This is a genomic window from Microcoleus sp. S13_C3 (genome assembly GCF_036700905.1).
Lineage (GTDB): Bacteria > Cyanobacteriota > Cyanobacteriia > Cyanobacteriales > Microcoleaceae > Microcoleus.
The window spans coordinates 15,752-32,088 of record NZ_JAUBPT010000033.1 but is presented as its reverse complement, the minus strand read 5'-3'; the positions used below and the strand labels follow the sequence as shown (position 1 = coordinate 32,088).

At 46.2% G+C, this 16,337-nt stretch carries 9 protein-coding genes and 1 pseudogene; 7 read left to right on the top strand and 3 right to left on the bottom strand.

Annotated features, from left to right (window positions below; genetic code table 11):
- Nucleotides 1-171: 171 nt before the first annotated feature.
- The gene (locus QUA16_RS11845; protein WP_333104028.1) at nt 172-1,833 is read right to left on the bottom strand and encodes a glycosyltransferase family 39 protein; all 1,662 of its coding nucleotides are present in this window, start codon (nt 1,831-1,833) and stop codon (nt 172-174) included.
- A gap of 74 nt (nt 1,834-1,907) precedes the next feature.
- On the opposite strand from QUA16_RS11845, the gene QUA16_RS11840 reads away from it, so the two are divergent.
- From QUA16_RS11840 to QUA16_RS11810, 7 genes are all read left to right on the top strand, one after another.
- Nucleotides 1,908-3,395 carry a hypothetical protein gene (locus QUA16_RS11840; RefSeq protein WP_333104027.1) on the top strand — a complete coding sequence of 496 codons (1,488 nt, stop codon included), beginning with the start codon at nt 1,908-1,910 and terminating at the stop codon, nt 3,393-3,395.
- A 244-nt stretch (nt 3,396-3,639) separates the two neighbouring features.
- Nucleotides 3,640-3,765, top strand: coding sequence for a hypothetical protein (locus QUA16_RS11835; protein ID WP_333181146.1), 126 nt, complete (start codon nt 3,640-3,642; stop codon nt 3,763-3,765).
- 118 nt (nt 3,766-3,883) lie between these two features.
- On the top strand, nt 3,884-4,270 hold the full coding sequence (locus QUA16_RS11830; RefSeq protein WP_333104026.1) for a DUF4347 domain-containing protein: 387 nt from the start codon (nt 3,884-3,886) through the stop codon (nt 4,268-4,270).
- Nucleotides 4,271-4,461: 191 nt separating this feature from the next.
- Complete coding sequence (locus tag QUA16_RS11825; RefSeq protein WP_333104025.1) at nt 4,462-4,641, top strand: hypothetical protein; 180 nt, start codon at nt 4,462-4,464, stop codon at nt 4,639-4,641.
- Nucleotides 4,642-5,452: 811 nt separating this feature from the next.
- Complete coding sequence (locus tag QUA16_RS11820; RefSeq protein WP_333104024.1) at nt 5,453-9,097, top strand: DUF4347 domain-containing protein; 3,645 nt, start codon at nt 5,453-5,455, stop codon at nt 9,095-9,097.
- 296 nt (nt 9,098-9,393) lie between these two features.
- Complete coding sequence (locus QUA16_RS11815) at nt 9,394-9,558, top strand: hypothetical protein (RefSeq protein ID WP_333104023.1); 165 nt, start codon at nt 9,394-9,396, stop codon at nt 9,556-9,558.
- Between the two features lie 578 nt (nt 9,559-10,136).
- The gene (locus QUA16_RS11810) at nt 10,137-13,412 is read left to right on the top strand and encodes a DUF4347 domain-containing protein (protein ID WP_333104022.1); all 3,276 of its coding nucleotides are present in this window, start codon (nt 10,137-10,139) and stop codon (nt 13,410-13,412) included.
- Nucleotides 13,413-13,601: 189 nt separating this feature from the next.
- Here QUA16_RS11810 and QUA16_RS11805 read toward each other — a convergent pair.
- Both QUA16_RS11805 and QUA16_RS11800 read right to left on the bottom strand, forming a co-directional pair.
- Nucleotides 13,602-14,967, bottom strand: a pseudogene (locus tag QUA16_RS11805) (IS4 family transposase).
- A gap of 836 nt (nt 14,968-15,803) precedes the next feature.
- Nucleotides 15,804-16,259 carry a DUF2127 domain-containing protein gene (locus QUA16_RS11800; protein WP_333104021.1) on the bottom strand — a complete coding sequence of 152 codons (456 nt, stop codon included), beginning with the start codon at nt 16,257-16,259 and terminating at the stop codon, nt 15,804-15,806.
- Between the last annotated feature and the right edge of the window lie 78 nt (nt 16,260-16,337).

Genomic DNA, 16,337 nt, shown 5'->3' with positions numbered 1-16,337 from the left:
TATATTGTTGGTTTCTGACATAAATGGTTGGTGAACCCGCCCCTACGGTAATTTGCGGAAACACGCTTATTTTCGAGATTTGTCGTTGGGTGGGGGCGGGTTTATTATATTGTTGGTTTCTGACATAAATGGTTGGTGAACCCGCCCCTACGGTAATTTGCGGAAACACGCTTATTTTCGAGTTACCACAACCCAATCGTCGGCTGTTTTGACAATTTCAGCATTCTGCAAACCTAAATGTTTTAAAACAGGTTTTTCTAACAGAAAATAAGGTTGAGGAAGAGTTTGCCATTTCTGTTTGAGCGTAGGTGCGTCGGCAACAATAACTTGGCGTTGACTGTAAAAATTCAGCGATGGACGGCCCAAGCGGTGAGAAGTAAACACCTGTTGACCGGCCGGAGTTCCTGTGCGGACAATTTCGGCGATCGGCTTAACAGGATAATCCTCTGCCAGTTCCCAAACCCAGTTATCTGAAGCCACCAATACCAACAGCGTCAGGTAAGTTCCCCAAATTAAAACTAATATAAACTGCCGATCTTTGCGGTGCAGCAACACAGCCGCCATTGTCATTGTCAAAGCTACAAACATCAGCATTAACTGCAAATCTCGCTCTGGAGGCGCAATTTGTCCCCCGATCCGTACCCAGCCACTGAAGTAAATGCAGCCGACAAAACCAACTACAGCCAGCACTGCCAAAATCGCGGGATGAGGCAACAAAGAAATAGCATCAAAACGTTCTTCTGCTTCGTGTTTGATCGGCTCTGGCGGCAGCCACAGTTGCTCCCAAACTTCAGCGAGATAACTGCCAACGGCAAGAGCAAAAGCTGGATAAATTGGCAAAACATACCACGGCAATTTAGTAGTCATCACAGAAATAGCCAGCAGATATACTCCAGTCCAAACCAATACTAATTTTGGCCCGGCAAAACTGCGATTTTCCCAACTCAGACGCAGCCCTTGTAGCCAAAATAACTGCCACGGCCAAGCTAATTTAAAAATTTCTAAAAGATAATACCAAGGCGGGCCTCTGTGACTGCTGACAGGTTCCGAAATTCGCCGGAAAGATTCGTTAATTAAATTAGTGTGGATGAAATATTGGCCGTAGTGCAGCCATTGGGCAAAATACCAAGCAGCTACTGGCAATGTTCCGATCGCCAATCCGCCCCAAAGATACCCAGAAGTGAGGAGTCGCGGAGTATCCCAAACCAAAAAAATACAGCCAACAGCAGCCAACAGCAGCCCCAACATCACGCCCTTAGTCAGGCAAATGAGTCCGAACCCAATCCCCGCCCCCAAAGCGTAGCGCAAGTCGCGGCGCGATCGAAGCAAACACCACATCGCCGCCAGCAAAAAACACAAAACCGCCCCATCCAACATCGCCAAACGTCCATGCCGCACCACCGGTAACAGCGTCAGATACACGAGGGCAGAAAAAATGGATCTCGAACGCAGAGGAAACAACTCCCTGCCAATGGCGTAAAGCAAGGGCACTGAAGCCGCCGTCAGCATCGCCGGTACCAACCTCGCCGTCAATTCGCTGACACCGCCGACAGCAAAACACAGCCCGATTAGCCAGTGTACCAACGGTGGTTTGTTGAAATAGGGCATAGAGTCGATCGTCGGATACAGCCAATTTAAGTTGCCGCGCCAAATTTCGCGACTTACCTGCGCTGCAATGCCTTCATCCCAATCCCGCAAAGCCACGCCGCCCAGATTCAGCCCGAAAATCAGCACTGCAGCCAACAGAAAAGCCAGCATCCACACTTTGTCTGTAAAGCTGTCATTCCAGCGATTTTTCGGTTTGCGGCCCAGGAATGGAAAGATTTCTGACATAAGTTAAGAGAGTTTTGAGCGTCCCAAACTGAAGGTAAACTTAGACAGCAGTTATTTGCAACTAGGAAAATACCATGAACTTGCCTGTAATTATAGATATTATCATTGGCTTAGTATTTATCTACCTGACTTTAAGCTTGCTAGCTTCGGAAATTCAGGAACTGATTGCTACTGTTTGGCAGTGGCGGGCGGAACATTTAAAGAAGTCGATCGAAGTGCTGATTTCTGGTGGCAGCGAAGGTGCGAAAGATCCCCTGCAATTTAAGCGAGTCGGACAGTTAGCCCATTCGATTTACGCCAATCCGATTATCAAGGATTTGAATCAGGGAGCGAAAGGGCTGTTATCAGAGGGATTCCGCTCTGTTACGCACCGCATGGGGGATTTTTACCACGGAGTTACGGGTACTAAAAATGTTTTCGGCAATAAATCCAGTGGGCCTTCTTATATTCCAGCCGAGTGTTTTTCGGCTAGCCTTTTGGAGACTTTAAAGGTTTCTAGTTTGCTCAGCTCTATCTCTAAAACCAGATTGGAAAGATTTAAAGATTTACAATTAGCCCAAATTCAACAAATTGGAGAAAATCTGAGTTTGCCGGATGCTACTAAACCGATTATTAAGCAAGAATTTAGGTGGTTGACTGCGGAGTTCAATCGAGTGGTTGAAGATTATCAAAACAATTTAGCAAGTTTGAACAACAGCTTAAATCGGATGTCTGAAAAGCTAGGATTTTATATTAAGGATTCTCAGGTTTATCTACCAGAAACCGAGCTGGGAGGGAGAGAATTTCAGAGGCAGATGGCATTTGTGAAGGCTCGTTTTGACAGCAGAAATGAGCGGCTGGCGCTGCTAGGGCAACTACAACCTAGTTTCAGCAATCTGTTAAATACTGTTAAAAAAAGTCAAGAGTCGGCAGCAGAAATTATGGAACTCAAAGAGGAGAGTCCGATTTATCAACAAATTCAAGAAACTTTGGACAGTATGCCAGAATCTTTGAAACGCAGCCTTTATATTTTAGCGCAGCGCGCTGAAAAAGGCGGCGGAGATACTCAAGAGCAGTTGCAGCGGTTTCAGAAAGAAATTGAAATTTGGTTTGACCAATCGATGGAGCGTGCTTCTGGTGTTTACAAGCGGAATGCTAGAGGGGTGGCGATTTTGCTCGGAACTGCGATCGCTGTCGCTGCTAATGCTGATACCATTCATATTATTAATCGGTTGTCGAAGGATTCGATGTTGCGATCGACTGTTAATTTGTACGCTGAGCAGGTGGTGGTCAACAATGCTAGGACTAAATCAAATAATTTAACCAGTCTGAAAAAAGTTCAAGAAGATGTCGATCGAGCTTTGGATAATAATGTACCTCTGCCTTTGGGATGGAGCGAACAGAATAGGTTAAAACAAGATAAGCAGGGGAAATTGTGGCCGGCTGTGATGGAAAAATTGTTGGGTTGGATATTGAGCGGTGTAGCTATTTCTATGGGGGCTGGTTTTTGGTTTGAGGCCCTCAACAAGATTATTAATATTCGCAATGCAGGGAAAAAACCCCCATCTTCCACAGAATCTTGATCGGTACAGTTGCGAGGCCAATCAACTAACTGTCATACCCTTTTAGATTTTAGATTGTAGATGGGGGAATGACTGAAGACTATCGAGGTTTGAAGCACGGGCTTATATCATGTCCGGTGTGCGACCGCGATTGTTGTAGGGGCGGGTTCACGAACAATACCTGCCAATAATTGACAATCTCAAAAACCCGCCCCGACCGGGATATTATGGTTAATCGCTCGGACATGATATTACAGTTGGATTCTTGTTTGAAAGTGGGATCGCGGACAGGATACCGGATCGATCGGTAATGGCGCGTTTGCCGGAAGTAAGGGAAAACACGCAGAATATAAATTCCGTGCGATCGCGGATGGCAGTGCAGCAGAAATAGGGCAAACTGATAGATAGGTGAAATAAGAATGAGCGAAATAAATAAGGTCGCTGGCAGTTTCAGAAGCTCTGACTCCAAGGCTGTATCTACCGCTAAACACACTTTTGGAGGACGGAATATGTTCACTTCTTTAAGGGAAACGACTCCCGCCTTGGAATACGCAAATTCCCCATCCAAAAGCTTTGTATTCAAGGACTCCAGCATCACTCAAGGTGGATATTTTGTTTCCAGAATTGTGGCTGGGGAATCTGACTGCATCGAGAAAATTACCTCGGCACTTCAAAAATCTGCCTCTATCCTTAGAGAGATTGACAAAGTTCGCACAACTTCTGAGGGCAGCTCGAACCAACTGCAATTAGGCTTTGTTATCCTCAGTTCAGATTACCTGGAACCATACAAAAGTCAATTGCCAAAATCGCACAGTTCCCTGAGTAAAAACAGGGGAGTTGGTGGGTGTTATGCCGATCGAGATAGTGATATCATTTCCGGTTACACTCATACATGATGTTGACGGTTGACGGTTGACAGTGAACAGTGAACAGTGAACAGTGAACAGTGAACTCGAATTTACTATGGCGATGCTAACGGATTTGATATGATACACTCAGCAACGGCGGTGGGCGCGATCGACTGTTTGCTAATTAAGGAGAGTAATTTAAGCTGTGGAGCATTTAAACCAGTAACGAGGCTAGTAGGGTGCGTCATTCGCGAACCCTTACGCTGAAACGGAAAACCTTAGATGCTGACGCACCTTACGCAAGTCCTTTAAATGCCGAACAGCTTAATGCAGGGTATGAAACGTACCGAGGGCGACTGAACCCGAATACGATTGTAATTAGGGAGGGAGGCGCGATCGCAATCAACGATTTGAGCTGACTCAATCAGCAATCATATCAACTCCCGCTGAATAATTTGAATCACGTTTGCAGTGAGGATGGCAGTCCTCACAGTGTCGGTAGCCCCCCATAAGTCAATTGATTTCCCGCGATGGGTTCCACTTAATATTAGACAGTTTTGACTGTTAGTAAATGCGACCAAACATCCTGGTAATCAGTATTTGGGTGTATCGCAAACCTAGCAAATTCAAACCATATAGAATTCTTCAATATCTACATAATTCAGTTTTCCCTTGGATGAAATACAGCTAGGGAAACTCTAGTGCATTGTGCCTCTACGTAAAATCTCACACTCAAATAAAAACTACTAAATATAAGAGGAGTTATTCGGGGGTGAATTACCTCCACTATTTCCGCATCCCTCAACTCAGCCTACTATTAGCAAAATAAGGTCAATCGATTTTAGATTTTCGATTTTAGATTTTCGATTGACTTGCGCGAGATAAATGCTCTTTCTTGAGGATTTTCGATTTTCGATTTTGGATTGATTCCACGGATAAATTCGGGGGCTTGATACCACCTTTGAAATTCGTGGTCAAAAAAAATTGGATAAGAGAACCTAGATTGATTTCAAGATTCCCGATTAATATTGCGATCTATTCCCATAGATAGAGGCTCAAGTTTCCATTTTAGTCAAAAGGGTAAATGCAAATGTCGAGCAAAATAACTCAATAAAAATTTTTTTTAAAATGACCCCATTTCCCAATTGGATGTTAAGATAGAATGAAAGAAGCCTGATGAGATAACTCCGGGGTGTATCTACTAATAATGCCCTTAATGGAGTCTCCAATATGAGTTCTACATTCGCTCAAGTTAACTCACAATCTGCTTTTGAAAAAATGCCACCTCGCTGCTTAGTCTTCATTGACTCCGGCGTTAAAGATTACGAGTCAATTGCAGCGGGAGTGCTGCCGGGACAGCAGGTAGTAATACTCGATCGCACCAAAAACGGCATCGCACAAATCACATCCGAGATGGAAAAATACGCCTCTACTAATGGGGCGATCGACTCGGTTCACATTATTTCTCACGGCAGTTCAGGCAGCCTACAATTAGGCAATACCTCTCTGGGCTCAGATAACATAGAGCAATACAAAAGCCAGTTGGAAAAGTGGCAAACTTCACTAGCCCCACAAGCAGACATCATGCTGTACGGCTGCGATGTAGCAAGCGGTACAGGTACTAATTTCGTCGATAGATTCAGTCAATTAACCGGGGCTGACGTTGCGGCATCCACCAACATAACCGGCCGTAGCGGCGACTGGAATTTAGAATTTGCTAGGGGTCAAATTGAATCTCCCTTAGCCTTGCAGCCAGAGGCTATGGCAAGTTACCAAGGTGATTTAGCTACGATCGTAGTAGCCAACAATAGCGATAGCGGGCCGGGTTCATTAAGGGCTGCGATCGCCACCGCTGTTGCCGGCGATATCATTACCTTCGCTCCAGGTTTAGCCAGCCAAACCATTACCCTCACCAGCGGTCAACTCGATATTCCCGTTGGCAAAAACATCACGATTGACGGCGCAGCAGCAGCGGGTTTAACTATCAGTGGCAACAACGCATCCCGCGCGTTTTTTGTCAACGCCAACGTTGCGACTGCTACTAATTTTGTGGTCAAAAACCTCATTATTACTAACGGCAAAACTACGGATCGAGGAGGCGCGATCGGCACAACCGACGAAGTAAACCTCACAGTAGACAATGTTCAGTTCAACAACAACGTCGCCGATAAAGGCGGTGGCGCAATTTTCGGTAATTTCAACAATACCCTGACTGTTACCAACAGTAAATTCAACGGCAACGTAGCCACCGCAGCTAACGATGAACGCGGTGCAGGTGCGATCGGCTTTTTGAGTTTCAAAACTTTTACAGTCACCAACAGCGACTTCACCAACAACAAAGGAATTAACGGCGGGGCGATTAACAGCCTTCAAGGTAAGCTGACAATTGACAACTCCCGATTCATCGGCAACGACACCACAGCAGCCACTTTCGCCACAGGGCAGCCCAATTCTTTCTTAAGGGGTTTCGGCGGCGCACTTTATACCGATCGAGCCAGCAATCCGAGCGAAGCTTCCGGCACAATTAAGATTACCAATAGCGTATTTCAAGACAATAAAGGTCGAGGTGAAGGAGGCGCAGCTTATCTGTTCACCGGCAGCCAAGACAAGGTTATTTTGGAAAAGAGCACCTTCCAAAATAACGAAATTCTGGCGCTACCCAACGGTGGAAATGGTGGAAACGGTGGTGGGGTAACGATTTTGAGCGACAGCACCAACCAGGGATTGACCATTACCAACACCACCTTTGCTGGCAACAAAGCCAATAATCAAGGTGGCGGCCTGTGGATGCGAAATGCCCCTACTACGATTACTAACAGTACGTTTTCTGGCAACTCCACGGCGTTTGCTGCTGGTGATTTCAACAAACTCGGCGGTGCAATGACTCTTGGTGCACCCACAACCATTCTCAACACGACGATCGCCGATAATTCTGCAGGCTGGGTTGGTGGAGGTATCTTCGCCGCTGCCAATAATGTCACCCTCAAAAACACGATTCTTTCCAACAATACAGCGGCTAACGGAGGAAACCCTTGGGGCATTCAGCAACACGTCACCGCCCAATATAGCGATCAAGGAGGGAATTTTCAGTGGCCGGCCAAAAACCCCAATGACGGAAGTGATGTCAATGCGACGGCAAGTATTACGATCGCAGACCCCTTACTTGGCCCTTTGCAAAACCTCAACGGCGCTTTAGTCAGGCCGTTGCTGATAGGAAGTCCGGCAATTGATAAAGGGATTGCCACCGGCGCACCCGCTACGGATCAGCGCGGCGTGACTCGCCCTCAAGATGGCGACAGCATTCCAGGTGCGATCGTGGACAGCGGCTCTTTTGAATTGGGAGGTAGTGTCGTCCCAGTGCCGACTCCGACGCCCGCGCCGACTCCTACTCCCACACCGACTCCTACTCCCACACCGACGCCCGCGCCGACTCCTACTCCCACACCGACTCCTACTCCCACACCGACGCCCGCGCCGACTCCGACTCCCACACCGACTCCGGCGCCAACTCCGACGCCCGCGCCGACTCCGACTCCCACACCGACTCCGGCGCCAACTCCGACGCCCGCGCCAACTCCGGCGCCAACTCCGACGCCCGCGCCAACTCCAACGCCCGCGCCAACTCCGACGCCCACACCGACTCCGGCGCCAACTCCGACGCCCGCGCCGACTCCAACTCCCACACCGATTCCAACTGAGACTCCCACACCCACGCCCGCGCCAACTCCAACTCCGACGCCCGCGCCAACTCCAACTCCGGCGTCAACTCCGACGCCCGCGCCAACTCCCACTCCCACTCCGACGCCCGCGCCAACTCCGACGCCCGCGCCGACTCCTACTCCCACACCGACGCCCGCGCCAACTCCGACGCCCGCGCCGACTCCTACTCCGGCTTCGGATGGTTCCCTGCTTGATGAGCTCAACCCCCCCCAACTAGATCCTGCCACCATCACCCCCAACCCCGTCCAACAAACTCTCAACGGCGGTGAAGGTTCCGATTTCATCATGGGCGGCGGCATCAACGACTCAATTAACGGACTTGTCGGCAACGATACTCTCTACGGCATGGGCGGCAATGACAACATTGACGGCGGTGCAGATAACGACTCAATCTTCGGCAATGAAGGCAGCGATTTCATCTCTGGCGGCACTGGCAACGACACCATGTACGGCGGCAAAGATAATGACACTGTGGTTGGCGGAGATGGCGACGACTTTTTAAGGGGAGATCTCGCCAATGATACTGTTGCCGGCGGCGGTGGCAACGACACGCTTTTTGGCGGCAAAGATGACGATATCTTACTCGGTGAAGATGGAGACGACTACATTTTAGGCAACTTAGGAAATGACACAATTAATGCTGGAAACGGCAACGATATTGCCTTTGGCAATGAAGGTGCAGACCTGATTTTTGGCTTATTGGGAAATGACACGCTTTACGGAGGCAAAGAAAACGACAGTCTCGATGGCGGTGAGGGCAACGACTTGCTGTTCGGCGGCAATGAAAACGATGTGCTCTTCGGTGACACCGATAACGATACGCTTTACGGCGGTAAGGGTAATGATATCCTCAGCGGCGGTGCTGGTTCCGATTTCCTTTCCGGGGATGTTGGGGACGATACTTTGACGGGAGGTTCGGGAAATGATGTGTTTTTCCTCAATCAAAGTTTGGGTATCGAAATCATTAATGATTTCCGCAAGGGAGAGGATTTAATAGGGTTGAATCCTGGTTTGAGTTTTAATCAACTCAGTATTACTTCCAGCAACAATCAAACTTTGATTACTGTGACGGACACCAATCAATTGTTAGCGAAGCTTAACAATATTACGCCAGGTATCCTCACCGCTAGCGATTTCACTCAGGTAACAATCTAACGGCCTGGGCTAGGGTGGGCCATAAGCCGCCCGCCCCTACGCAGGGCTGTTTCATTCTCTTGTAGGGGCAGCCCCCCGTGGCTGCCCCAATCTCTGAAACATGAGCAAATCGTGGATGGGGAGGGTAGGCACTCTTAGCACTACAAGAGTCAAAATCATCGTTTTCTTGAGAATGAAACAGCCCTGCCCTAGGGGGGCTACGCCAACGCAGAGGAGCGATCGATCTGATTCTTTTCAACAGCCAGCGATGGGTAATAAATCTTGTTTATTGCCGATCGCCCGGGAGCATCTCACCTTTGCAGCCCTCCGCTAGAAATTGGAGTTTTGAGGCAGGAGGCAGGAGGCAGGAGGCAGAAGGAAAGAGGAAGAAGGAAAGAGGAAGAAGGAAGGAGCCCGAAGAAGGAAGGAGCCAGAAGAAGTATTTTTACAAATATGAGATGCTCCCGATCGCCCACACCTAGAATGAGGCACATCCGTCTATTGCAATCCTGAGCTGGCTAGCCCTACGCAGCGCCCGAATAAATCCAGCTTTCTCAACCACTAACTTTCCGATTTTGGGGAACTTTTTGCCAGCGATAAAAAAAGTTAAATTAATCATTTTTTTAGGGGCAATTTTCCTGGTTTTCCCTAATGTGAATGTATCAGGTAATAGCTAGAGAGATTCTCAGGAATTCGGAACCCCAGAAAATTTTTTATGAATTTTACCTGACTTAGGCTTTCAAATGGTTTGATGGACTACTTATCTCGCTAAGGGTGTGCATGGCAAATCTACATAGAGAGGTTCCCCGTGCCGGACTATTTACATTACATTTTATGCTGTTAATTGCTAAAAAAATCGCAATTTTCACACAGCTTAAGCTGATTAGGGAGACAAGTCTCGGATTTCACTTAGGGATAAAATTCAAGTTTTTGCCTAAATTTTAATCTCCCCTATCTATCACCGAGGTTTTAATCCTGCCTACTGCCTTCTGCATCTCTAGCCTTCTGCTTTCAAGGTGAATCTACCAGCAAATAGTAAACATTCTCATGGGTATGCGAAATGAGTTCAACTTTTGCCACTAACATCGATTCACAATCTGTTCTCCTCAATGCTGGTTCTAAATCTATTGTCTTCATTGATCCCGACTTAGATGACTATCAAACTCTTGCGGGTGGCGTGCTTCCCGGTGCAGAGATCATCATTTTAGATAAAAATGGTAACGGAGTCGAGCAAATTACTGCGAAACTGCAAACAATTTCTGCGGCGGGGGAAACTGTAGACCAAGTTCACGTTTTTTCTCACGGCAATTCGGGCAGCTTGCAGCTAGGTTCTGCAACGCTGACTTCGGATAATTTATCACAATATGAAAGCCAGTTGCAAGGGTGGCGAAATGCGCTAAGCGACCAAGCAGATATTGTGCTTTATGGTTGCGATGTTGCGGCGGGTTCGGGAAGCGATTTTGTCGATCGCCTGGGCGAGTTAACCGGGGCTGATATTGCGGCATCTAGCGATCGCACTGGCCGCGGTGGTAACTGGAATTTGGAGTTTGCCAAGGGTGATATTGAAGCACCGCTAGCCTTGACTCCAGAGGCAATGGCGGATTATCAAGGGACTTTAAAGACTATTACCGTTACCAACAATAATGATAGCGGGCCAGGTTCCTTGAGAGATGCGATCGCCACTGCTGTTGCCGGCGATACCATTCAATTTGCCTCCACACTTGCCAGCCAAACAATTACTCTAACTTCCGGTCAACTTGTCATCAACAAAAACTTGACAATTGATGCAGTTGGTGCAGCCAATTTAACCATCAGTGGCAACAATACTTCGCGGGTAATCCGCACAGAAGGTTCAACCAACGTTACTCTAAAAAACCTGATTGTTGCCAACGGCAAAGTTTCTGGAACCGATCCGAATAGTGAGGCAACTAGCGCAGGTGGTGGCATTCAAACAGGAGGTAGCAGCACTTTAACTTTAGAAAATTGCCAAGTCAATAATAATGTTGCCGGTTTTGGTGGCGGCATTTACACGGGTTTCCGCAGCACCCTGACTGTAATTAACAGCAAGTTTAGTGGCAATGATGGTTCTTTAGCTACCAATACCGAACGTGGTGGCGGCGCGATCGCAACTAAAAGCGGTGGTTCCCTCACGATCAGAGATAGCGAGTTTACCAACAACAAAGGCAGCAACGGCGGAGCTGTTAATAACCTGTTGGGCAGCATGACGATCGAAAACTCTAAATTCACCGGCAACGTGACAGACCAAGGCGTTGGCGGGGCAGTTTTCGTCGATGGCGCTAATGCTTCGGGCCCCAATGCAACCCCTGGCCCTGTTGCCGGAAGTATTGTCATCCGCAACAGCGTTTTTGATGGCAATATCAGCTCCGGAGAAGGAGGCGCAGCCTTTTTGTTTGGTTATTTGCAAGATAAAGTGGTGTTGGAAAATAGCACTTTTATTAACAACAAAGCTGTCAAAAATGCAGCGGGGTCGGGAGGCTCCGGCGGCGGCGTCCGCCACGGCAATGCCGATTTGACAGTGACAAACTGCACCTTTGCCAACAACACAGCCGATGATAGCGGCGGCGGCTTGTGGTTGGGTGAAAATGGAAACATCAGCGTAGTTAACAGTACATTTTCCGGCAACAACGCTGCTAAGAATGGTGGAGGAATGATTGTCAATAACAGAGATTCCTTTTCGACTAACATCGTCAATTCAACTTTTGCTAAAAATACCGCTGGGGAATATTCGGGAGGTATTGCTAATTTTGGTAATCAGCCAATTACTGTCAAGAATTCTATTTTTGATAGCAACACGGCGGGTAATCGTTTTAAGATTAAGCAGCAAACCGGGCGGGAATTAATCGACGGGGGAAATAATCTGCAATTTCCTAATAAACTCACGACGGGCGATCCTAACGACAATAATGTTACGGCAAATGTGAAGATCGCAGACCCCTTACTCGGCCCTTTGGAAAATATTAACGGCGCTTTCGTGCTGCCGCTGCTAACAGGAAGTCCGGCAATTGATACCGGTACTGGTGCGGGCGCGCCGGCTGCGGATCAGCGCGGTGTGAGTCGCCCTCAAGATGGTGATAATAACGGAAGTGCGATCGTTGATATTGGCGCTTATGAATTTAACCCTCCAGTCACACCGACTCCAACTCCGACTCCAACTCCCACACCCGCGCCGACTCCAACTCCGACTCCAACTCCGACTCCAACTCCGACTCCTACTCCCACTCCCACGCCGACTCCTACTCCAACTCCGACACCCACACCCGCGCCGACTCCAACTCCCACACCGACTCCGGCGCCAACTCCCACGCCCGAACCGACACCAACTCCGACTCCTACTCCGGTATTAGATGATTGCCTACTCGATAGCCTCAACCCTCCGCAACTAGATCCTGCCACCATCACCCCCAACCCCGTCCAACAAACTATCAACGGCGGCGACACTACCGATTTCATCATGGGCGGTGTCCTCAACGAGTCAATTAACGGACAAGCCGGCAACGATACTCTCTACGGCATGGGCGGCAATGACAACATTGACGGCGCTGCGGATAACGACTCAATCTTCGGCAATGAAGGCAGCGATTTCATCCCTGGCGGCGCTGGCAACGATACCATCTACGCTGGCAAGGATAATGACACTGTTGTCGGTGGTGAGGGCGACGACTTGTTGAGGGGAGATATCGGCAATGATACAGTTGCCGGCGGCGTTGGTAACGACAGCATTTTCGGCGGTAAAGATGACGATATCTTGCTGGGTGAAGATGGAGACGACTACATTTTAGGCAACTTAGGAAATGACACAATTAATGCTGGAAATGGTAACGATATTGCCTTTGGCAATGAAGGTACAGACCTGATTTTTGGCGACATCGGTAACGATACCCTGTACGGAGGCAAAGAAAACGACAGTCTCGATGGCGGTGAGGGCAACGACTTGCTGTTGGGTGGCAATGAAAACGATGTGCTCTGTGGCGACATCGGTAACGATACCCTGTACGGAGGCAAAGGTAATGATATTCTCAGCGGTGGCAGCGGTGCCGATTTCCTTTCCGGGGATATTGGGGACGATACTTTGACGGGAGGTTCGGGAAATGATGTGTTTTTCCTAAATCAAAGTTTGGGTAGCGACATCATTAATGATTTCCGCAGGGGTGAGGATTTAATTGGTTTGAATTCTGGTTTGAGTTTTAATCAACTCAGTATTACTTCCAGCAACAATCAAACTTTGATCACGGTGACGGACACCAATCAATTGTTGGCGAAGCTTAACAATATTACCCCCGGTATTCTCACCTCTGGCGATTTCATTACTCTGTAGTTATTACATAGTCTAGGACACAAAAACCAGGTTTCTTAACGCAATTGCCCCATTTTCGGTTGAGGGCGATCGCGAGAAACCCGGTTTCGACACTTCAGCGAAGCTGAGGGTGCAACCATTACTCACAAGTTAAGCTAAAAGCACTATTGTCAATGAGTAATTTTACTCATATTTTACCTGTTGACCCAATTAAAATATGACTCCATTTGTTCCTTTATTATTGAAAACAAATTGTTCGGGACTTCTTTGAGTTCCAGGGAAAGGAGAAATAATTAGCCTGACATGAGGTTTTCATGCCTAGCTTAACAATCCCTAAATCTTGATTTTTATCGGCGGCAAAATAGTTAACTAGGTTAGAGGCTATTCCTTTTTGATAGGCAACCGAAAAATGATACATTCCCCGATAAATCATTTCTAATGAAACCCGTTCAATTGGTACTCCTAATTCATCGGCAACTGCATCTCCTAAATCTACTAAAACCGCATAAAATAGCCAAGTAGCCCAGATTTGGAGCTTGATTCCGTTTAATTAATGAACCTGTCCCTAAATAGCTGAGATTTAATCATCTTTTTACTGTCCAAAATGCGTCTTCAATTCGCCAGCGTCTTTGATATAAATATGCTACTACATAAGGCGGCAATATTTCAGGTTCTCGGACACTTGTCAGATAAGAACGCCAGGAAGTATTAGAGCGAATCTGTACTAATCTTATAGTCAAATCTGGTGTCTGTTTTGTGCCTGCACCTATTTTAATTATCGGGTCTTTGACATCCTAAGTATTGGTTAATAGCCGCTCGATTTGATAAGATGCACCTTTCTTGATTCGAGTCATAAATCCAATTTCTTGAGAAATTAGTTTTGACAAAATAGCGAAGTAATAGAAGCCTATATCCAATAATAGTAAGGTTTTCGGCTTAACTGTTTTTAGTAAATTTTCCTCCCACTTAGTATCTGCTTGTTTGGGATTTTACCCAACCAAATTTATTCGTAAAGATGAGTTACTAGGTCTATAATTACTCCCATCTTTCCGGCTAATTGACCAATTGGCACATCTGATAAACTTTCTAGTTTACGAAATAAGGCTTCTAATGTTGAGCCGTCAGCTATCCAGATATTTTCAAAGTTTTTTAAGCAAGTTGTACGCTATCTGGTAATGGTCTCGATTTTCTTGTTAACCATTTTCGGCGAAAATGAGGCAATAATTATTTAAATACTTTTTCAAATAAAATTGCTGGAAAACTTAAAAATCTGAGTGATAATGCTTGTTGGCTAATTTCTTGTGGCTGACACCATAAAAATCCTTCTCTATTTAATAATCTGGTTAATTCTGTTACTCCTGCTACGGATCGCCATAATAAACTGGCGGATTGCTGCCATCATTAATGGTAGTGTTAGAATTCTATCTCTTAAATTTAGTTGTCGATAAAAAGTTTTTTGGGCAGCCATTGCCGGAATTAATAAATCTTCCAAGTGATTCGCGATCGCTTCATTTTCTACTTGGGGACTATGTTTTTTCTTTGCATGATCTCGGTTGATTCGTTTTTTGCAAATCATAACTGGTTCAATTATGGCTCAACTGCTTGCCAGGTAAAGGTTTCATCCTATTTTACTTTTTTTGGTCTACCCCCTTGACAACTTGCACTTTTTCTTAACTTGTCACAAATGATCGCCCGCCACTGTTATCGATCGCAATGCCACGCCAATCGAGCCCACAACTTATTAATAATGATAATCGCGCCCTTGTGTGGAAGAGTCCTCCTACACAGGACTCTCCCACCCTTACCTCTTATTTGATTATCATTATTAACCAATTATATTTATTCACAAAGGGGTATTGACAAAATCTACTCCTTTCTAACTTGTTACCAATGGGTAAGTGATGCCGAACCCTCACCCTCCTATGCCTAAAGTCGCGTTAATTCTGCCTTTGCCCTGTTAGAAGGCTGTTGCTGGCCCTAAGTTCATCTTTAGTTGATGCCGTTTCCCAAACTATGCTACCGCCTTTGGGTTATTTCGCAGAGTTAGGGCGGATGTTCGATCGCTCCTAACTATCGTTTTTGCTTCTTCTGTGCTATTTTTGCATCTGGCGATCGTTCTCTTGAAATTTTCCACCAATTCTATCTCTACCACCTGTATTAAAACTTAATACAATATTTTTCCAATAAAAATCCCGCTCTTGTGGAACGGGAAAGCCATCAGGGTGCATCTATATATATGTCACTATAACTCATAGGGGGTATAACCCCTCGTAGCTTTATCAAATCTTTACCATTACAAAATTTTTGTAAAGATTGAGGTTTTTATTTGACTGATCAGCCGTTTTATGAAATTAAAATGGAAAATGCTGACATTTATAAAATCAAGTGAATGTCCTCTGAATAATCAAAACTTTAAGCTCCTTTACCATGCTTCGGCAAATGGTGGAGCAAATACCATAAGATGGCTACATTTGTGATAAATACCGCTAACTTAAGTACCGTGACCCCGTGAACTAATTCATATATTTCAGGGGGTATACTGATGCTTACCAGCACTAAAACTAAGATAGTTGCCCAGTCTTTTTCGTACCACAAACCAACGGCTTCAAAAGCAGTTAAGACTGCATAAAGTGCTGCGGCAAGTCCGCTAAGCAGTAACTTTTTAGGCTGGAGAATTAGAAGTTTTTCTAAGATGAACTCAATAATTTTTAGTTTGCTTTCTAACAAATAAGATTGGGAAAATTCTTCTAAAGCTTCATGATTTTTTAATGCAAAAAGCAAAGCAATCGAAGTTACTGTCAAGAGGGAAGCCACAAATGTTTTGTAAAAGACAATTGCGATTAAAGCAGGAGCGTGATGTTTATTCACCTTAATTCTCGAAATATCAATAATGTGCGATCGCCTGGTTAGCCTGTTTGGGATTTAAAACTTAAATTTTAGTAGAGG

Excerpts from the sequence above, each read along its gene's own strand:
- QUA16_RS11820 (WP_333104024.1), top strand. The coding sequence starts at position 5,453 with ATGAGTTCTACATTCGCTCAAGTTAACTCACAATCTGCTTTTGAAAAA.
- QUA16_RS11845 (WP_333104028.1), bottom strand. The coding sequence starts at position 1,833 with ATGTCAGAAATCTTTCCATTCCTGGGCCGCAAACCGAAAAATCGCTGG.
- QUA16_RS11810 (WP_333104022.1), top strand. The coding sequence starts at position 10,137 with ATGAGTTCAACTTTTGCCACTAACATCGATTCACAATCTGTTCTCCTC.
- QUA16_RS11830 (WP_333104026.1), top strand. The coding sequence starts at position 3,884 with ATGTTCACTTCTTTAAGGGAAACGACTCCCGCCTTGGAATACGCAAAT.
- QUA16_RS11840 (WP_333104027.1), top strand. The coding sequence starts at position 1,908 with ATGAACTTGCCTGTAATTATAGATATTATCATTGGCTTAGTATTTATC.